Annotated in this window: 17 protein-coding genes; all 17 read right to left on the bottom strand. The window is 58.3% G+C overall.

Annotation, left to right across the window (positions count from 1 at the left end):
* Positions 1-163 precede the first annotated feature (163 nt).
* The 17 genes from MCG44_RS07495 to MCG44_RS07415 all read right to left on the bottom strand — a co-directional run bounded on the left by MCG44_RS07495 (position 164) and on the right by MCG44_RS07415 (position 18,602).
* A complete protein-coding gene (locus MCG44_RS07495; protein ID WP_412531137.1) occupies positions 164-763 on the bottom strand; it encodes a recombinase family protein in 600 nt (199 codons plus the stop codon).
* Positions 764-1,161: 398 nt separating this feature from the next.
* Complete coding sequence (locus MCG44_RS07490; RefSeq protein ID WP_240287549.1) at positions 1,162-1,470, bottom strand: plasmid mobilization protein; 309 nt, start codon at positions 1,468-1,470, stop codon at positions 1,162-1,164.
* Positions 1,467-2,372 (bottom strand): replication initiator protein A, encoded by a 906-nt coding sequence (locus MCG44_RS07485; protein WP_240287548.1) that lies wholly within the window; start codon positions 2,370-2,372, stop codon positions 1,467-1,469. The genes MCG44_RS07490 and MCG44_RS07485 overlap by 4 nt, the downstream gene beginning before the upstream one ends.
* Before the next feature lie 174 nt (positions 2,373-2,546).
* Positions 2,547-6,170 carry a helicase-exonuclease AddAB subunit AddA gene (addA, locus tag MCG44_RS07480; protein WP_240287546.1) on the bottom strand — a complete coding sequence of 1,208 codons (3,624 nt, stop codon included), beginning with the start codon at positions 6,168-6,170 and terminating at the stop codon, positions 2,547-2,549.
* A 73-nt stretch (positions 6,171-6,243) separates the two neighbouring features.
* A complete protein-coding gene (locus MCG44_RS07475) occupies positions 6,244-6,657 on the bottom strand; it encodes an EamA family transporter (RefSeq protein WP_240287544.1) in 414 nt (137 codons plus the stop codon).
* 29 nt (positions 6,658-6,686) lie between these two features.
* Positions 6,687-7,520 (bottom strand): pyridoxamine kinase, encoded by an 834-nt coding sequence (locus MCG44_RS07470; RefSeq protein WP_186853270.1) that lies wholly within the window; start codon positions 7,518-7,520, stop codon positions 6,687-6,689.
* Between the two features lie 23 nt (positions 7,521-7,543).
* Entirely contained in the window at positions 7,544-8,230 is a 687-nt protein-coding gene (locus tag MCG44_RS07465) for an alpha/beta fold hydrolase (protein ID WP_240287542.1), read from the bottom strand.
* 1 nt (position 8,231) lies between these two features.
* Positions 8,232-11,588, bottom strand: a complete 3,357-nt coding sequence (locus MCG44_RS07460; protein WP_240287540.1) for a PD-(D/E)XK nuclease family protein — start codon at positions 11,586-11,588, stop codon at positions 8,232-8,234.
* 147 nt (positions 11,589-11,735) lie between these two features.
* Positions 11,736-11,990 (bottom strand): hypothetical protein, encoded by a 255-nt coding sequence (locus MCG44_RS07455; RefSeq protein WP_147571944.1) that lies wholly within the window; start codon positions 11,988-11,990, stop codon positions 11,736-11,738.
* Positions 11,991-12,049: 59 nt separating this feature from the next.
* A complete protein-coding gene (gene guaB / locus MCG44_RS07450; RefSeq protein WP_186853267.1) occupies positions 12,050-13,525 on the bottom strand; it encodes an IMP dehydrogenase in 1,476 nt (491 codons plus the stop codon).
* Positions 13,526-13,623: 98 nt separating this feature from the next.
* Positions 13,624-14,367: an acyl-[acyl-carrier-protein] thioesterase gene (locus MCG44_RS07445; protein ID WP_147571946.1), complete on the bottom strand. Its 744-nt coding sequence runs from the start codon at positions 14,365-14,367 to the stop codon at positions 13,624-13,626.
* Positions 14,364-14,978, bottom strand: coding sequence for a hypothetical protein (locus MCG44_RS07440; RefSeq protein WP_147571947.1), 615 nt, complete (start codon positions 14,976-14,978; stop codon positions 14,364-14,366). Before MCG44_RS07440 ends, MCG44_RS07445 begins: the two co-directional genes overlap by 4 nt.
* Positions 14,979-14,986: 8 nt before the next feature.
* Positions 14,987-15,541 (bottom strand): hypothetical protein, encoded by a 555-nt coding sequence (locus MCG44_RS07435; RefSeq protein WP_240287536.1) that lies wholly within the window; start codon positions 15,539-15,541, stop codon positions 14,987-14,989.
* A gap of 51 nt (positions 15,542-15,592) precedes the next feature.
* Positions 15,593-16,066, bottom strand: a complete 474-nt coding sequence (locus MCG44_RS07430) for a hypothetical protein (protein ID WP_186853266.1) — start codon at positions 16,064-16,066, stop codon at positions 15,593-15,595.
* Positions 16,063-17,046 (bottom strand): PhoH family protein, encoded by a 984-nt coding sequence (locus MCG44_RS07425; RefSeq protein WP_147571950.1) that lies wholly within the window; start codon positions 17,044-17,046, stop codon positions 16,063-16,065. The genes MCG44_RS07430 and MCG44_RS07425 overlap by 4 nt, the downstream gene beginning before the upstream one ends.
* Positions 17,047-17,063: 17 nt before the next feature.
* Positions 17,064-18,308: a sporulation protein YqfD gene (locus MCG44_RS07420; protein ID WP_186853265.1), complete on the bottom strand. Its 1,245-nt coding sequence runs from the start codon at positions 18,306-18,308 to the stop codon at positions 17,064-17,066.
* A 12-nt stretch (positions 18,309-18,320) separates the two neighbouring features.
* A complete protein-coding gene (locus MCG44_RS07415) occupies positions 18,321-18,602 on the bottom strand; it encodes a YabP/YqfC family sporulation protein (RefSeq protein WP_147571952.1) in 282 nt (93 codons plus the stop codon).
* Between the last annotated feature and the right edge of the window lie 44 nt (positions 18,603-18,646).

The following is an 18,646-nucleotide window of genomic DNA, read 5'->3' as shown; positions in this document are numbered from 1 at the left end:
TAAAGTTTGTGTGCAAAAAAGCATTGAAAAAGCAGTGTTTTTCGTGTACCATACAAGTAAGCGGTAAGCTGTCTGAAAATTTGTAAAGGTACACCTTGACAAATCGGATGGTTTTGCAGTGATTTGCAAAGGTACACTTTTTCAAATTTTAGGCCAGTTTATTTTAGTCGGACTTTTCAAATTTGACCGCCTTGGCGTAGAAGGTGCCTACTGGCATTTCACAGGCATTTGCCGCTTGCTTCAAGGTCAGCCGCTTGTTTCTCCACTCTCTGTGCACCTCGTGGAAGTTTTCGGGCAGAGGCCGGGGCGGCCTGCCGAACTTCACGCCCCGGGCCTTGGCGGCGGCGATCCCCTCGGCTTGCCGCTGGCGGATGTTTGTGCGTTCATTTTCCGCCACAAAAGAGAGCACTTGCAACACAATATCGCTGAGGAATGTGCCCATCAGGTCCTTGCCCCGGCGGGTATCCAGCAGGGGCATATCCAGCACCACGATGTCCACGCCCCTGTCCTTGGTGAGCAGCCGCCATTGCTCCAAAATCTCCTTGTAGTTGCGGCCCAGGCGGTCGATGCTTTTGATATACAGCAGATCGTCCCGCTTCATGCGCCGTACCAGCTTCTTGTACTGGGGGCGCTCAAAGTCCTTACCGGACTGTTTATCGGTAAAGATATTCTTCTCCGGGATGTTCAGCTCCCGCAGGGCAAGAAGCTGGCGGTCCTCGTTCTGGTCTTTGGTGCTGACCCGGACATATCCGTAACTCGTCAATGTTAAATCCTCCATATTTGGTCCATAGGCAATACTCCGATCTTTCAGTTTATAACAGCGGCGGGACCGCTGCTTTTTCATGTTCGCTCCCTGCGCGGAAAGGGTCGAAATAAATCCCACGGTGGGACGAATTTCCTGTCGAAAAATGGATCGCACCGTGGGACGAATTTCAGGGCGGGTAAAACCATCCCGGCCCCGGAAACGGCAAAAGCCGCCCTTGGGCGGCTTTTGGGGCATATCCCCCCTTGGATACTGAAAACACCGCCGGGCCCCGGCGGTCAAGGCCCGCCCCACCGGGGCGGCTCGCGGCGATTGCGTCAGCAATCGTCCGGCCTTGACGGGTGGGGGCTGGCGGCGTATCCTCTCTCCCGCAAAGGGGGGGGATGCCCTGGCCCCGGTTAAAGGGTATCCTTGACCAGCCGCCATGCCTGGCCGACCAGGTCGAGAACACGGGACAGTTCCTCTTCGGAAATGGCCTCCTGGGTATTGGCCCACCGGGCGATCTGGTTGACATTCCGGCCAATGGCGGACAGCTCCCGGAGCAGGGCGGCGTATTCCTGGGGCGGCTTTGGGCGCACCTCTGTTCCAGCTATCAGGTGCCGGAGCAGGGCGCTGGCAGTCAATCCAGTGTCGGCGCACAACTGGAGCAGATGGTCGTGCTCCTGTTCATCCAGCCAAAAGCTGACATAATACGGGCGGCTCTTCATGGACGGGCCTCCGTCCTGTGCGCCGTGGAAAATGCGTCCCATGGGACGCATTTCGGGGGGTTGGGGGCTTTGCCACCAACAAGGGTCGTTTGTGTAACAAATGACATACTTGCAGAAGCAGCGGCGCAAGATGCGCCGCTGCCTGGGTGGAGGACTGTTTTCTGGTCCTGTTTGTCAAGAAAATATATCGCACGGTGCGATTTATTTTTATCTGCCTCTGGTTTGGGCGTTGGGTGGATAGCTCGTGGAACTGTGCGCGGCTCCACCTTTGCGGAGGGTGGTTGTTCGGAAGATGACGGTGTGTTCCTGTCTGCCCTCTGTTTCTCTGGTCTCTGACAGGATTGATAGATGGATTGATAAGTCTGGATAAAATCAGTTTTATTTCTATCAGTCTTATTACAATTCGGTTTTCCGCAGTCTGTACCGGCATATTCCGTTAGTCCCGGGGCGGAATAGTGGACTTGCTCACTCCGGACAGAGCCGGTGTCAGGGGCTTTGTCCAGTTCTGAACTGTTGTGGTCTGGCTCGGGAGTTTCCTGGGAGATAAACCGCTTGACGAATATCTTTGTGGGCTTACCCTGGCCCTGCTTGACACGCTCGATCAGGCCTACGCCCCTGGTGGTATCCAGTTCGGCCAGCAGCTTCATACCCTTTTCGCTCCCGCAGTTCAGCGTCTCCTGGACCTCATTCAGGGTGAAATAGATGAACACCCGGCCCTGGTCGTACCAGCCGTTCCGGGCGGACAGGCTCATGCGGTCCAGCATGAGGGTATAGAGCAGCTTGGCGTCATTGGACAGGCCCTTGAAGCGGGGGTCTTTCATCAGGGCTTTAGGCATGGAATAGAATTGATACTGTGTGCTCTCCTCGCCTCGGAAATAGTCAAAATGAGTATTGTTAGTCATATTCGCTCCTCCTTCTGAGCATAAGAAAAGACCAGTTCAATTTTGAACTGGTCTTTTCTTCTTACATTTTCTTGTCAATGAGGCCGCTTTTTGCGGTGACTTCCTGTGTTTTTGTCATTTTTGTTCTTGGTCTTTATCCGGCATCGGCTTAGGGCGGCCTTTTTACCTGTTCTCTTACAGCTCCACAGCGGTATCCGTGGCAAAAAACCATAGCGCCTTTCTTGCCACGGGTCTGTCCAGTATGGTGGAGAGTGCCCGCGCGTAGGCATCCAACTGGGCCCGGTACTGTTCAGCGCGGGCCAGTTCCTCCCCCGGAACTATCCTGTCGCTCTTAAAGTCCAGAACTGTGATCCCCTGCCCGTCCTCAAACCAGGCGTCAATGACGCCCTGGAGCAGGATATGCTCTCCCTCCGTCCGGGGATAATACTCCTCCGCCGGCACCAAGATGGAAAATTTGAATTCTCTACGGCACTCTCTTGCCTGGGCCATGGCCTTTCCCAGTGGGCTCTGGAAAAAAGCCGCCAACCGCTGGGCGGATACAGCTTCACGCTGGAGGGCTGTCAGAAAGCCCCTGTCCTCCAGTTGGTCCAACAACTGACCGATTCTCTCCTGGCTGTGGTCCCCCTCCAAGGGAATATATTGGACCGCCTGGTGGATGGCCGTACCCCGCTGGGCTGGAGTCAGGCCCTTTTCTTCTGTCATAAACCGGGGGCGGTAAATGACTCCGCGCTCTCTCCCAACAGTCTCGACCAGCTCCCCGGCCTCCTCCGCCGCCTCCTGATCCTGGGGACGACCCTTGATCTGGGTCGCTGTCAGCTTAGAAGGCACATTGGCGCAAACCATTTGCGGGTAGGTCCATCTTAGTTGAGCCGCCAGCTCCGGCATATCTTTCTGTACCAACTGCGGCAGGTCAGTGTAACGTCCTTCCGTTTTACGGTCCTCTGCCAGGGGGGCTCCATCAATCCAGCGGATGTTCCAGGCTGGTCCCAGCCCCTCCGCCCTGATATCGGGCAGACCAGCCAGTTCCCTCACCCCCCCTGCCTCCGGGCGGGTCAGGGCGTGGAGCAGCACCCACTGTCCTACGTTCTGCTGCCGCTCCAGAGCTAGAGGGGAAATAGGAACGGACAGATCCTCCCCCAGCCGCTCCAGAGCTCTGGCCCCCTCGGTGAGCGCCAGGGTCAGGATCAATTTCTCCTTTGCCCTGGTCATGGCCACATAGAGCAGCCGGAGCTCCTCCGACATCATCTCCCGCTCCAACTGCCGGGCTACCGCCAGACGGGCCACAGTGGGATACTCCACCATGCGCTCTCGCTCCAGTCCCTTGGGCCCTACGCCCAGGACAGGGTGGAACAGCACCGGACGCATCAGGTCGTCCCTGTTCAGCCGCCTGGTCAGGCCACATACGAACACCACAGGCCTTTCCAAGCCTTTGGACCGGTGGATCGACAGGATGGACACGCCCTCCCCCTCATGACCGTGAGCCGTAGAAGCGAGCTTCCCGCCAGACTCTCTTAACCGCTCCAGCCGAAGTAAAAATTGGAACAGAGTGCGGCAGCCGCTGTTCTCTAGCTGACCGGCCAGATTATACAGGGCCAGCAGATTGCTCCGCCGCTCCTCCCCCCGCTCCATGGTACCGAACAGGCCCAGGATATTGGTCTGCTCATAGATGTGCCAGATCAGCTGCCGGCAGGTCTTATCTCCCGCCCCAAATCGGAGTTGGGACAGCTGATCCAGAAATTCCCGGCAGTCCTCCTCTCCCTCCAGCGCCCCTTGGGACAACGCGGTGTAGAAGTCCCCCCTGGATCTGGACCTCAGTTGAGCCAGCCGGTCGCTGGAAAATCCATAGACCGGGGAGCGAAGGGCGGCCAGCAGGGCCACATCCTGCCGGGGGTTATCCACGATCTGGAGGATGGACAGCGCCACGTTGACCTCGGTGGTTTGGAAAAAGTCCTGTCCGCCGTCGGCGGACCAGGGGATCCCCTCCTCCCCAAGCGCTTGTATGTAGTGGTGCAGCACCGCCCCCGGACTACGAAGCAGAAGCATCACATCCGAGGGTCTCAGTGGGCGTATCTTCTCTCCCTCCGTCACCATAAGAGGCCTGGACAACAGTTCTCTGATACGCTGGGCGGCAAACCGGGCCTCCAGCAGGTCCTTATTTGCCTTCTCTCCCTCCTGGTCCCCCAAGAAGGACAGGTCCAGCCCATCCAGCTCCAGAGCGTAAGGTCCAGTCTCATCTGTCTGCTCCTCTGGCTCCGAAAACGTCCCTCCAGGCACCAGGGCCTGGTCCTCCGTGTAGTCCAACTCACCGAATTCCACGGACATAATGGCTCGAAAAAGGTCGTTACACCCCTCCAGGACCTGGGGCCGAGAGCGGAAATTCCGGCTCATCACCCGCTTGCGGGGCTGTCCCTCCTCCGCCTCGTCCCCCTGGGCGAATCGCTCATACTTATTCAGGAAGATCGTGGGGTCGGCCAGCCGGAAACGGTAGATGGACTGCTTTACATCCCCCACCTGGAACAGCTTTCGTCCCCCGTTGGAGAGGGCATAGAAAATGGCGTTCTGGACCTGGTTGGTGTCCTGATACTCATCCACCAATATCTCATCAAAACGGGTGCTCCAATAGCGGGCCAGCTCCGTCGGCTCCCCGGCACCATCGGCAAGCAGCTTCACCGCGAAGTGCTCCAAATCGGAGAAGTCCAGCAGTCCCCGCCGGTCCTTCTCCTTGGCATAGGCGGCCTGAAAATCAAGGACCAGGTCCATTAAAGCCTGAACAGCGGGGCGTGACAGAGACAGCTCATCCAAAAGGGTCTGGCTGTCCCCTGTCAGCCGCTCCTCTATCCTTCCAAGCAGCTTTTTGCAGCGGTTCCGGATCTGTTTGACCCGCTCACCCGACTGGACAGCAGCCGATTCCTCCATGGGGCTGATCTCCAGCTCCCGCTTTTTCTTCCGTCCAGCCGGCGGGAAGGGGATCGGAAGGGCGGATACCGCTCCGTCCCAGCTCCGCTCTGACAAAAACCTCTCCAACCCCTCTATGGTGGTCATAATGGAGGCCCCATAGTTGGTTTCCAACAGCTCGTCCTTCCCAATCATCGTCAGAGCCTGGGACAGCCGCTCCAGGCACCATTGGCCCTGACGTCTGGCCTCGTTCAGCAGCAGCTCTCCCCAGGCCGTCTGGCTTAGATCGGATACCCCGTCCAGCTCCCACAGCCCCTTCTGCCCCTCCAGCCAGCGGGCGGGGTCTGGATGGCTCTGCACTCGGCCGTAGATGTCCAGCACGATCTGGGCCAGACGGCTGTCGTCCCGCCCGGCGGCGAGGGTGTCTGCCAGTTGAGCAAAGGGACTCTCCTCCTCCAACCCCTCATAACGGCAGTCCAGTACCTCCTCCAGAACTCGTGCCATAATGACCTGGCTCTCCCCCTCATCGCATAGGCGGAAGTCAGGGTCCAGATCCAGCAGATGGCCGCTCTCCCGCAGGAGAACAGAACAAAATGCGTGGATGGTGGAAATCTGGGCCTGATACACCAGTGTGGTTTGACGGCGCAGGTGCCGGTCGTTCGGGCGCAGGGCCAGGCGGTCAGCCAGTTCCTGGGCGATACGTCCTCGAAGCTCCGCGGCCGCAGCCTTGGTATAGGTTATGACCAAAAAGCGGTCGATATCAACTCCCTCCCGGTCCACGCGGTCCAGCAGCCGCTCTACCAGCACCCGGGTCTTACCAGACCCGGCGGCGGCGGATACCAGCAGCTCTCCGCCCTGGTCGTCTACGATCTTCTGTTGTTCCTCTGTCAGCGCAAAGGCCATAATGCCACCGCCCCTCTCTTTCCAGGGGATCCAGTCGTTCCCCCGCTGTTTGTCAGCCGTCTCCGGCAGTTCCTCACAAGATTAGCACAAAAGTCCCAGCCGTAATCAGCAGCCCGCCCAGCACCTTCAGCACTGTCACCTTTTCTCCCAGGACGAGGAAGGCCAGTACCATGGAAATGACCACGCTGAACTTGTCAATGGGCACGACCTTGCTGGCCTCACCAATCTGAAGGGCGTGGAAGTAACAGATCCAGGACAGCCCGGTAGCCAGACCGGACAGGAACAGGAACATCCAGCTCCTGGCGGTGATGTCACCGATGCCTGTATGCTTTCCGGTGGCAAAGACGATCCCCCAAGCCATAACCAGTACCACTATGGTACGCAAGGCTGTGGCCAGATTGGAATTGATCCCCTCCATCCCCAGCTTGGCCAGAATTCCGGTCAGGGCGGCAAATAGTGCTGACAACAGCGCAAAAACAGCCCACATAAGTGGTTTCCTTCCTCTCTCCACTTTCTTCACTCTTTGAGCACGCTCAAAAACTTTTCTATGCGGATACCCTTGTTCTTTTCAATCTCATCCTGTTCCAGAAAGATGAGCTTTTCCAGTACGTCCATGGCCCGCTTCACAGCAGGGCGCAGGGGGCTTCCAGCCAGGAGTTCCCCCACCAGGACGGCGGAAAACATATCCCCTGTCCCTGGGAAATGCACCCGGATAAACCGGTAGGGGATCGTAAAATATTCCCCGCTTCTGTGGTCATAGCCCCAGACTACATGGCTCCCACTCTCCTTCGATACACCGCTGGTGACCACGACAGATCGTGGGCCCAGCCCCCGCAGCCGGTCCACTACCTCCTTGGCCTGTGACTGGGACAGAGCCTCCTCCCCCTGGTAAATGCCGGACAGAAATTCTGCCTCCGTCAGATTAGGGACGATTACGTCGGCTACCCCAATGAGGCGGCGCATATTCCCGACCGTCTCCTCCGTGACACCGTTATAGAGCTTACCGTCGTCCCCCATGATAGGGTCAGTCATGACCAGCAGGCCCTCCTTCTTCTGGCTGGCGATAAAGTCCCGGATAATGCCCACCTGGGCCGCCGAAGCCAGAAAGCCGGTGGTGATACAGTCAAACTGAAATCCCAGTTGCTTCCACACCTCGATGGCCTTTACCATGTAGTCAGTGGTATCTAATATGGTAAATTTCCCGTAGTCCAGAGTATTGGACACCAGGGCGGTGGGCAGGTTGTAGACACTATGGCCCATATTGGACAGGATGGGCAGCATGGCGGCCAGAGCCACCTTGCCGTAGCCCGGCATATCATTAATAATCAGGATATTTTTATTATTCTCCATTTGGCTTCTCCTCTTTTTCTTGTTCAGCTCCGGTCCAATAGAAACTCCAGCACCGTATCATTGAAGCCCTGCCAATTCCGCCTGGCTATAAAGTGGTCACCAGGAAGGATGACCAACCGGCTGTTTGGGATATTGGCCGCGATTGACTGAGTGTGGCTCTCTCGGATCATATCCTGTTCCCCCGCCACTACCAGAACCGGCATGTCCAGTCCCGCCAGCTCCGCCCTGTGTATATGCGGCTGGGTTACCATCAAATTCAGCATCTCCCAATTTTGTTTTGCCTGTTGGCTGAACAGGGCACACAGGCGGCACAGCCCCCATCCCAGCACTATGGGGATCTGTGTCTTCAGCTTTACGCCACACGGGTCCAAGTTTGCCCCGTTTAGTATGAGCCGCTCTACACGGTCCGGATACTTCAGCGCAAACAATAGGGCCACATTTCCTCCATCGGAAAACCCCAAGAGATGACATTTGGAGATACCATGCTGATCGAAAAACGATTTCAAGTCCTCCGCGAATTGGGACAGTGTAAACGGTCCAGTGCCCCGTGGACTCTCTCCATGTCCACGAGTATCCACAGCAATCACCCGAAAATGGTCGGCAAATGGTTCCATTTGCCTTTTGAAGTAGGTATAATCCTCCCCATTTCCGTGGAGCAGTATCAGTGGAAAGCCCTCTCCCTGCTCTATATAGTGTAATCTGATCTCCATTTCATAGTTCCTCTCCCATATTTTCCCAGAACTCCTGGGCGCTCATACTGGGCAGCCAGCGCCTACGGTCCCCACCCCGCCCTTCTTCAAAGTGGCAGGCGGCGGCATAGTCACAGAAGCGGCAGGCATTTTTTTCCGGTCCCCGCCAGAAAGGATCCGCGGCGATGTTGCCCTGGGCCAGCTCTCCGCAGATCTCCCCCAGCACCCTTTGGATGTGGCGGCCCAGGCGGCCCAGGCGCTCCGCGCTGGCCAAGGCGTCTCCAGTGATAGCTCCAGTAGACTTGGACACCTTCAGGGGAAGGAAACGGTACCCTTCTTCAGAGACGTGCTCCATAGCCTCCAGCACGGCGAAGTCATCCAGGACCAGTCCGCTTCGGACCAATTCCCTGTCTAACGCCTTGCGCCATGCCTGTTCACTCATCGTCCGGCTTCCTCGAACCACCGCGTCCCGAGCCGGGAGATACAGCACCCCGGCGCCCTCTACTGGCAGCCCATAGAGGGACTCCCCCCGTTCTTCCAGAGTAAAGAGATAAAGAAGCATCTGAAGGCCCAGGCCGTTCCAAACCTCAGTAAGATCAAAGGACTTTCGCCCCGTCTTATAGTCCACCACCCGCAGATAGAGTCGCCCGTCGTGGACCCATCCATCCACCCGGTCTACGAACCCAGAAACGCTGATAGTAACTCCATCCACAGTCAGTTCGACTGGCGGCAGGTCCTCCCCCTTTCCAAAACCCAGCTCAAAGGAGATAGGTCGGAAGCTGGAGTGAAGAAGCTCCTCCGCCACGTTGTCCACCACCGCCTGGACCGATCTGAGCAGTCGGTGGAACAGGTAGCGGAAGCGGTCACTCTGGCCTTCCAGCCCTCCCAGCTCCTCGGCCACATAGCGGTCCACCGCCTGGCGGGTGAGCTGTCGCAGCCGGCCGCGCGTATCCTCATCTAATTTTTCCGGCTCCATCCCAGGCAGTCTTGTCTGGCGGAACATATCGTCCTGAAGGACATGCTCCAGCACATAGTGGACAAATGTGCCATACTCCGGCGCTGTAAAGCCTGCCGGCTTTCTAGGCTCTGCCCGCAGGCCATACCGCATAAAATAGGAGAAGTGGCAGGATTTATACTTGTCCATCCGTGAGGCGGACATGGCCACCCGTCTCCCGTACAGCTGGTCCACCGTCTGCCTAGTGAGTTGCCCCCTCTCCCAGCCAGCTACCCGCTCCAGCTTGTCCACTTGGCTCTCCAAGCCAGACAGGCTTCCCAACAGTTCCCGCAGCCTCGTGTCTCTCCCCGCCTGCTCCAGGGCGGGCAGAGGGGCGGACAGCCGGAAGCGCCCCTCCAGCTCCTCCTCATGGCATATGTCCAAATCAGTATAGAGCAGCTGCAGCCGTTGGGCCAGGAAACAGGGCCTTCTCTCCTCACCTCCCGGCCCCTGGACAGCCCAAGATACCACTAGGCGGTGGCTGGGGCGGGCACAGATCTGATAGACCGTAGTCATCTCCCGGAAGAGCAGTTCCCGCTGGGACTGGTCCAGCTCCAGACCGTATACCGCCAGCAGAGAGCGGTCATCATCTGACAGCAGGCCAGGAGCCGCCCCAACCCTGGGGATGGAGCCGTCATCCGCCCCCAATAGAAAGAGAGCCTTCACCCTGTGCCCTGTCTGACGGGTGGTTTCACCGGCGGTCACCCGATCCAGGGAAACCGGGATCGTTCCTACATCATATTGGGACAGGACCAGCCGAAACAGGCCGGCAAACTCCTCCAGGTCCATTCCTCTCTCCCCCAGCAAAGCAGCGCACTGCTCTAGTCCGCCACAGAGGATCTCCCAGAGCTGCCGGTACTCCTCCGCCAGAGCGAGCTCTCCCCGCTTCTTCAGCGCCTCTACCCGTGCCTCCAGCTGATCTGGCAAGCCAATGCGCTCCAAAAATCTGTAAAGGGAAATCGCCTGTCCTCTTCCCGTCTTGTCTTGGGCCTTTCTCAGTTCCTCCAAAGGAGCGGTCACCTGCCTTCTGGCGCGGTCCAATCGCTCCAGAAGGGCACGGTCCTCTTCCTCCCAGGGGATGCCATATCCTCTAGGATGCCAAGTCCATTCCTTTGTCTGCGTCCAGCGGCTCCCCTTGATATCCCACTTCAAAACATAGTTTTCCAGCAGATCTCGGTCTTCTTCCCCCAGGTCCGTCAGTCCGGTCTTGAGATAGCGGAATATATCTTCGTAGGCATAGCCCCCCGCCACAGTATCCAGGGCCGCGGTGACCAGGGTGAGCACGGGCTTCTCCAAAATATCCGCCATAGCGGAGGAAAATACGGGTATCCCATATCTGGGCAGCACCGATTCTATCAAATCCTGGTAGGCGCCATAATCGCGGGCCACCAGACCAATGTCCCGAAAGCGGTAGCCCTCCTCTCGTACCAGGCTCAAAATGCGCGATGACACCCACTCCACCTCGGACCGCATGGTATTGGCCCGAAACAGAGTGACGGCCCCTTCACAGGAAATGGGGCTCTCCAGGCCCCCACCGAAGAGATGCCCCTCCAAAAATTGGAGCGGCCGCTCTTTTGCCGCAAAATCCCCGACAAGGCATTCTACTTTATAGCCTATTCTCTCCCGTTGAGCCAGTCTAATCAGTCGGGCCGCCGTTCTCCGTGCTGGGGAAAAGATGCCTGTCCCATCCTCATCCTCCTCCAGGTGGTCACAGGTCAGGGTGACAGTCATATGCTCCGCCTGGACCAGAAGCTGGCCCAGGACCTCCTCCTGCTGGGGCGTAAAGTCTGTAAATCCATCCAACCACAGATCCTTGCCCACAGCCCAGCGGCACTCCTTCAGCTTTTCAGCCGCTCTGGTCAGGCGATCCCTAGGGTCCAGTGCCACGTTTGCCGTGAGCGCGTCATAAGTCCCACAGATCAACCCCAGGTCCCTGAGTTTATTCCCTTCTGGGCCTCCTGCTTCCTGCCCCGCGGTAATCAGCGCCTCAGGGGGGATACAGCAGCTCTTCAGCTCATCCACAGTGGCCAACAGAGCGGTGAGGAAAGCAGGGCGCTGCGATGCGCGGGCATACACCGTCAGGACCTCTGATGTCTCCTTGAGGGCCCGGTACATAAGCAGAAGACGCCCGCCCCCGTCCAGCTCCCGCTCCCCCAAGCCGCCAGCGGCCTGAAAGACACGGCCGCATAGTCGGCTAAAGGACAAGACCTCAGCCCAGAGAGAGGCCCCGTTCCCCCCCATCTGGCACAGAGCACGCTCGGCCTCATGGGACTGCTGCTCAGGGACCATCAGGACCTGCTGGCGCATTTGCCCGGCCTGACACAGACGCTTCAGTACCGCAGTGGTCTTTCCCGCTCCCGCGCGGCCAAGGATCAGCTTCAGCATCTTTTTTGTCCCCTCTCTCTTCCCGGCATCCCAGGAGATCTGTTCTTCAGTCGTTTCTGATATTGTATCACGTTATTCCAGTCAAAAAAAGTCCTTGACACTCTTTTCATCATAAGGAAAGAGGGCCTCCTTTTCAGAGGCCCTCTCTCAGTGTATCCGATACCGCTCCAGAAGCAGCTTCATATTGTTGTTGACCAGCTTTTGTGCCAGCAGTTCCCGGAATTGGACGGTCTTCTCCCTTCCTCTATTTCGCAGCTCTTCCAGGCGGGCAGAGATTTCTTCCCGCTCCCGCTCCACTCCGCAGGCCATATCCTCAAAGGCGGAGAGACGCTCCAGAGCCGCTGCCATTTCCTCCGGGGCCACTGTAACTTTTCCGTCTACAGTCCTTGTATATCGCTCCATGTCATCTTCCTCCCTTCAAAAACAGAGCCGCGCTCATGCGCGGCTCTGTACCTGATATGTCAGCTGGGGTTGACGGTATAGTTGGGAGCTTCCTTGGTGATATAGATATCGTGGGGGTGGGACTCCCGGAGGCCAGCGGCGGTAATCTGCATAAACTGGGCCTTGCTGTGCAGCTCCTCTACGGTGTGACAGCCAGTGTAGCCCATACCGGCCTTCAAGCCGCCCATCAGCTGGTAGATGGTCTCGCCCGCCAGTCCCTTGTAAGGAACTCGGCCCTCTACCCCTTCGGGAACCAGCTTCTTGTTGTTCTGCTGGAAATAGCGGTCCTTGGAGCCCTGGTTCATGGCCGCCAGGGAACCCATACCCCGGTAGACCTTGAACTGGCGGCCCTGGAACACCTCGGTGTCGCCTGGTGACTCCTCGCAGCCAGCCAGCAGAGAGCCCAACATGACCACGCTGGCGCCGGCGGCCAGAGCCTTTGCGATATCACCAGAATATTTGACGCCGCCATCGGCGATGATGGGGATATCATACTCAGCGGCCACACAGGCGGCGTCATACACCGCGGTGATCTGGGGTACGCCGATGCCGGCCACCACACGGGTGGTACAGATGGAGCCGGGACCAATGCCGATCTTCACACAGTCGGCCCCTGCCTCAATGAGGGCCCGTGTCCCCTCGGCAGTAGCTACGTTACCGGCGATGAGCTGTACGTCGGGATAGAGGGCCTTAATACGCTTGACACAGTTGAGAATATTCTGGGAGTGGCCGTGGGCCGAGTCCAGAGCCAGCACGTCGGCCCCCGCCTCCACCAGGGCTGCCACCCGGTCCAGCACATCGGCGGTAACGCCGATGGCGGCACCCACCAGCAGGCGGCCCTTTTCGTCACGGGCGGAATTGGGATACACCGTCGCCTTCTCGATATCCTTGATGGTAATCAGGCCCTTCAGCCGGAACTCGTTGTCCACAATGGGCAGCTTCTCAATCTTATGCCGGCGGAGAATCTCCTTGGCCTCAGCCAGAGTGGTCCCCTCTGGGGCGGTGACCAAGTTCTCTCTGGTCATTACATTGTCGATGAGCTGGTTCATGTCTGTTTCGAACTTCATATCCCGGTTGGTAATAATGCCGATCAGCTTTCCATTGTCACAGATGGGCACACCGGAGATGCGGTACTTGGCCATCAGCTCATCCGCCTCAGCCAGTGTATGGCCGGGCCCCAGCCAGAAGGGGTTTGTGATAACGCCGTTCTCACTGCGCTTGACCATGTCTACCTGTTCCGCCTGCTGGCTGATGGACATATTCTTGTGGATGATGCCGATGCCGCCCTCGCGGGCGATGGCGATGGCCATCCGGTACTCAGTCACGGTGTCCATGGCGGCGCTGATGAGGGGGATATTCAGATGGACCTTCCGGGTCAGACGGGTACGCAGGTCGATGTCCGCGGGGAGTACATCGCTGGCGGCGGGGATCAGAAGCACGTCGTCAAAGGTAAGGCCCTGCTTGACAAACTTCTGTGCGGCGTCCTGATTGACCATATCTACAACTCCTTTTTCTTCTGCCCGGCGGGCCGGGCCATATCTTTTCTTTCCAGTGTGTATAGTTAAGTTATTGTAACGCTCTGCCGCGTCTCTTGTCAAGGAACCGCTTTGCCAAAAAACAGGGCCGCTTCAAAGCGGGATTTGCCGCTCTCGTCCAATCCACGGACATAGCGTTGGTCCCCCTGCCCTCCGGATTGGATATCAAGCTGTTCTCCCGGCCTGCACTCGGCCAAATAGCCAATCTGCATCGAGGCCAGGAACCGGTCCTCCTCCAGCCTGTCCATTTCTACCGCGTCGCAGGCGAAGTCAGCGTACCGAGTATTATTCACATGGCCGTTCAAATCGCTGTCACTGTACCGCATGGGCCGACGCTCCACCTGGACCAGCTCCTCCGGGCAGTGGAGCTTGGAGAGCGTCATAGTCTTACACAGTTCTCCCCCTCCGGTACCAGCCAGCTCCGTGACCGAAGACAGGCGCATCAGCTTATGTCCCTCTAAGCTGGCCAGCACCCAACCGGACACGGACTCACCCACCAGCTGTCCATCGGCATAAATGTCGTAATCCCGATACATCATGGCCCCCCTATCCCCCCGGTGCCAGGTGCGGACAGTCAGCTGGTCCTCGAACCGCAGGGGCCGGTCCAGCCGGTACCAGGACCGGGCCAGCATCCAGAAGGCCCCGTACCGCTCCATCAGCATCTCCCGGTGGAAGCCACCTGCCTCCGCCGCCAAGGTAGCGGCGTCCTGGAGGTGGTTGAGCAGGGCCGAGGCCTTGCACATTCCATGTCCGTCGATATCCAGACCGTTCAATCGAAAATGGTGTTCATAAAATAGGCTCATCTTTTTTCCTTTCCCCGGATCAGAATGGTATCTTTGCAGCAGATGTCATCGATGTCATCTGCGGTAGCGGCCGGCACCCGCATCTGGGCCCCGCAGTCGGCGCAGATGAGGTCTACGGAGCTGTAATTGACCTGAAAGGTCCAGTTTTTACTGCCGCAGGCACAGGAGATGCCCCCGCGGGCCGCGATGTCCCGGATCTCAGACAGCACCTCCTCCATGACGATCTCATCCAGGAACGCACCCTGGCTCACCTCGTCCTCGCCCAGCTTGTCCACTGCCTGTTCCAAACGGGCGGTGGCCGCGTAGACCGGCCCCTCCTCCCCCACATAGCAGCAATCCAGGCCAGAGGCGGCACAGGAGAAGGCCAGGGCCTTCTCCCGCAGGAAGGCGTGGGAGGAGCAGGACACAGCGTGCTCTCGACCGCAGAACAGGCAGGGCACCGTGAGTTGGACCCGGCTGGGCAGAAACTCCACCGTCATCTCCGACTTGCCGCAGGGGCACTTGATGTGGGCCTTGGAGGCAGCCAGAGAGAACAGGTCCCGCTCCACGATGACCGACTGGCGGCAGCGGGGACAGATATAGGCTAAATATCGCTTGGTATCCTCTACCATAATTATAATTACTCCTTACTGCTCCGGGGCTGTAGGCTGATTCCATCCCGGCTTATCATTTTCAAGCACTGGTAAAATTTCACCAGATACCAGACCACGCCTATCACGGAAACGATTATAGTGATTATGGAAACGAGAAGAGAATCCAACAAATATGTCAGCACGGTACCGCAGGCGCTGACCACTTCCATAAGCAGCCAAGCGTAAAACAGCCCCCTGCTCTTCAAGTTTTGTCCTGTATTTGTTTCAAGCTCCACCATTCCTTTGACGATTACATAGGTAACCACCGCCTGAAGCACTGTGCGTACCAGGGTGAATGACAACTCCAGTTCCCCCAAATAGCTGGTATACTCAGTGAATCCGGTGAACACATATTCCCCCCCTGAAAACACGCAGGCCACAAGTGCCGTCCAGTGGTACCGGGCAAAGGTCTGGATTCCGCGACAGCGAATGATCCCCAGCCACACCAGGAAAAAGCCGACAAAATCCGGTGTAAACACGATGCCATTGATACGAAAGTCAAAAAACACAAACAACAGCAGGCCCCAGAATATCATCCACATAAACGGCACCTTCTCTCTTTCTGCTTCAACGCTCCGCCATAACAGCCCCTTCTACTCTGCCGCCCCAGCCACAGGCTCGTCCAGCACCCAGGGCAGCCAGATCTGGCACTCCAGGTCAAAATTTGGTTTTGGAAAATCCGGAGCGCCATAGGGATAGTCCTCATGCCCCAGCACCAGGCCGCCCCAGGGCCGCTCTATCAGCGGCCCCCACCCCGGGCCATTTTCTCCCGGCGGCACAGCCAGGACCGCCCCGCCAATCCGCCAGCTGAACTGGTAGAGCAGTCCCTTTTCTTTCCAGTTCTTATCGTGGTAGAGCTCGCACACATAGGTTGCCCTGGCAGGCGGGACAGACAGCCTGTCCAGAATTTCCAGAATCTCGCCCGGCAGCCTTCTCTCCCGTGCCAGGGTCAGGAAATTCCGGCAGCGGCCGCAGGCGCAGCCCCAATCCTCCGCCTCGGCATACCAAGCGGAGGTGGCTGTTTTGTCCACCTCCACCTCATAGCCATGCCAGGAAAAACGGGTCATTTCTTAAACTCCTTTTTGGTGGACCGCCTCTCCTCATCCACCTCGTAGGCCTTGATGATCTTCTGGACCAGAGCATGGCGGACCACGTCGGCCTCTCCCAGCCGCATGATGGCGATATCATCCACGCCCTTCAGCACCCGCATGGCCTCCCGCAGGCCGGACACCACATCCTTCGGCAGGTCGATCTGGGTGATGTCGCCGGTGATGACGATTTTCGATCCGAAGCCCAGGCGGGTCAAAAACATTTTCATCTGTTCCCGGCTGGTGTTCTGGGCCTCGTCCAGGATGATGAAGGAGTCGTCCAGCGTGCGGCCCCGCATATAGGCCAGGGGGGCCACCTCGATGTTGCCCCGCTCCAGATACTTCTGATAGGTGTCGGGCCCCAGCATCTCAAAGAGAGCGTCATACAAGGGCCGGAGGTAGGGGTCTACCTTGGATTGCAGATCGCCGGGGAGGAAGCCCAGCCGCTCCCCCGCCTCCACCGCCGGGCGGGTAAGGATGATGCGGTTGACCTCCTTGGCCCGGAAGGCCGCCACCGCGGCGGCCACCGCCAGATAGGTCTTACCGGTGCCCGCGGGGCCAATGCCAAGAGTTACCACATTGTCCCGGATAGCCTCCACATACTTTTTCTGCCCCAGGGTCTTGGCCTTGATAGGCTTGCCCTTGGCAGTGACGCACAGCACATCGCTGGCCAACTGGTGAATCTGGGCCTCACTGCCCTCCCGGACCAGTTGGATCACATAGCGCACGTTCTGCTCATTGATGGCTTCCCCTCTAGCGGCCAGCGTCATCAGGCTTTCCACCGTTCGGACGGCGCGCATGACACCCTCCGGGTCCTCACCGGATATCTTCAGCGCCGAGTCACGGCTGACTACGGTCACCCCCAGCTCCCGTTCGATGAGGCGGATATTCTCGTCAAAGGAGCCAAAAACGCTGATGGTCTCCTCCATTCGCTCCAGGCTGATGCTCTGTTCTGTCATTCCTACTTATCTCCTGTTTATGAGGAGGCCTGCTCCTCTGATTCGCCGTGCTCCTCTGGCGGGGCGGAACCTGGGACCTCTTTCCCGATCTCCTCCTGGCACTCAGCCTGGGCGGTCACCTTCAGCTGCCCATCCTCCACCTTGGCGGAAAATCGGATAGAATCTATCTGTCCGTCCTCCCCGATCAACCGCTCCAGACGGTCTTTCAGCTGTTCCTCCAGCAATCGCTGGGCCGCTTCCCGGTCTAGCTCCCTGCTCTCCAGCTCGTAGGCGCGATAACTCTCCTGGATCAATGAGATAGGAAGAGCCCGCTCCCCCGGCAGGGTGAGTTGGCGCACTGTGGTTATTTTATCATAGAATGGCCAGGAAATGCTACTGTTTCCAAAAATTTCGATGCGGCGGTCTAAAAATTTCAGGGACCAGACCTTCCGATCCTCCCCCGTATATACTTTGGTGTTCGCCTCCAGGGGGATCTGTGCCGTCAGCGTCCGCCAAGTCCGGGCCCACACCCGTCCCCTGGCATGGGTCTGATAGTAGCGGGTGGGCAGGTCGCTGTACTTGGGAGGCTCCATGGTCACAGTGCCGGAGATAAGCACCTCTCCGGCCAACACGGTATCCCCCTCCTGAACTGCCGCATCCCCTTGCTCCGGCTCGATGTGGGTGACAATGCCATCTGCTTCGGCTACGATGTCAAAATATCCTTCCTCGTCTATCCGCTCCGGGGAGGCGACCGCCTCCCGCACGATGACCTCCAAGCGGGTACCGTGGAGGTTGATCCCCACCCAGGACAGCTCCTCCATTTCCCGCAGGGTCTCCTGAGCCAGCTGCTGCCGGTCCAGGCCGGGGCCATAGACGCCGGGCCGGACGCCCAGCTGTCTCAGCTGGCTTAGGATAACGGCGGTAGGTACTCTCTCGTTTCCCTTGACCTCCACCGTCAATATGAATTGGGACAGGAAGGCTACGGCGCACAGGGACAGGGCGAGGCCCGTTAGGAAGGCATACCGGGTCCGGAAGCGGATGAGAAAGTCCGGCAGCCCCCGGCTGCCCTCCTGACTGACGTCGCAGCCTACTCTCTGGGCAAGCTCCCGGAGCTGTCTCAAGTGTCGGCGGCGGACTGTGAGGCGCAGAGTATGCTCATCCAGCCATTCTACGCCCCAGAATTCCACTCCGTTCTGGGCACAGAGGTTTATCAACCGTTCGGGGAACAGGCCGGTAACCCTCAGGTCGGCCATTCCCCGCAGAAAATTCATCAGCCGCTTCATCCCGATTCCCTCCTAGTCCAGCTCTATCTGGCGTATCTTCCCGGTGATGAGCAGTTCCAGCCCAGTCATGGCCCGCAGCTCCAGCCCCTCGCCCGCTATTTTTACAATAAACACGCCGCCGCTGACGTGGATCTCCTCCTTACCATAGGCCAGGATACCCCTGTGATTCTCCATTCTCAGTTCCCCGTCCCCCACCAACTCCAGTCGGGGCAGTCCTGCCAGGGCGTCAGCGGGCAGGTCCAGGGCCTCCGCTGTCCGCTCCAGCAGACCGGGTCGCCGTGGCTTTCTATCCATAAAAAATCACCTCTCCCCTATTTGTATGAGGGAAAGAGGTGAAA

The organism is Lawsonibacter sp. OA9 (assembly GCF_022440585.1).
Note: the sequence above shows the minus strand (reverse complement) of the source record. Positions and strands in the feature narration are given on the sequence as shown.

Excerpts from the sequence above, each read along its gene's own strand:
- MCG44_RS07490 (WP_240287549.1), bottom strand. The coding sequence starts at position 1,470 with ATGAAGAGCCGCCCGTATTATGTCAGCTTTTGGCTGGATGAACAGGAG.
- MCG44_RS07485 (WP_240287548.1), bottom strand. The coding sequence starts at position 2,372 with ATGACTAACAATACTCATTTTGACTATTTCCGAGGCGAGGAGAGCACA.
- addA (WP_240287546.1), bottom strand. The coding sequence starts at position 6,170 with ATGGCCTTTGCGCTGACAGAGGAACAACAGAAGATCGTAGACGACCAG.
- MCG44_RS07475 (WP_240287544.1), bottom strand. The coding sequence starts at position 6,657 with ATGTGGGCTGTTTTTGCGCTGTTGTCAGCACTATTTGCCGCCCTGACC.
- MCG44_RS07470 (WP_186853270.1), bottom strand. The coding sequence starts at position 7,520 with ATGGAGAATAATAAAAATATCCTGATTATTAATGATATGCCGGGCTAC.
- MCG44_RS07465 (WP_240287542.1), bottom strand. The coding sequence starts at position 8,230 with ATGGAGATCAGATTACACTATATAGAGCAGGGAGAGGGCTTTCCACTG.
- MCG44_RS07460 (WP_240287540.1), bottom strand. The coding sequence starts at position 11,588 with ATGCTGAAGCTGATCCTTGGCCGCGCGGGAGCGGGAAAGACCACTGCG.
- MCG44_RS07455 (WP_147571944.1), bottom strand. The coding sequence starts at position 11,990 with ATGGAGCGATATACAAGGACTGTAGACGGAAAAGTTACAGTGGCCCCG.
- guaB (WP_186853267.1), bottom strand. The coding sequence starts at position 13,525 with ATGGTCAATCAGGACGCCGCACAGAAGTTTGTCAAGCAGGGCCTTACC.
- MCG44_RS07445 (WP_147571946.1), bottom strand. The coding sequence starts at position 14,367 with ATGAGCCTATTTTATGAACACCATTTTCGATTGAACGGTCTGGATATC.
- MCG44_RS07440 (WP_147571947.1), bottom strand. The coding sequence starts at position 14,978 with ATGGTAGAGGATACCAAGCGATATTTAGCCTATATCTGTCCCCGCTGC.
- MCG44_RS07435 (WP_240287536.1), bottom strand. The coding sequence starts at position 15,541 with ATGTGGATGATATTCTGGGGCCTGCTGTTGTTTGTGTTTTTTGACTTT.
- MCG44_RS07430 (WP_186853266.1), bottom strand. The coding sequence starts at position 16,066 with ATGACCCGTTTTTCCTGGCATGGCTATGAGGTGGAGGTGGACAAAACA.
- MCG44_RS07425 (WP_147571950.1), bottom strand. The coding sequence starts at position 17,046 with ATGACAGAACAGAGCATCAGCCTGGAGCGAATGGAGGAGACCATCAGC.
- MCG44_RS07420 (WP_186853265.1), bottom strand. The coding sequence starts at position 18,308 with ATGAAGCGGCTGATGAATTTTCTGCGGGGAATGGCCGACCTGAGGGTT.
- MCG44_RS07415 (WP_147571952.1), bottom strand. The coding sequence starts at position 18,602 with ATGGATAGAAAGCCACGGCGACCCGGTCTGCTGGAGCGGACAGCGGAG.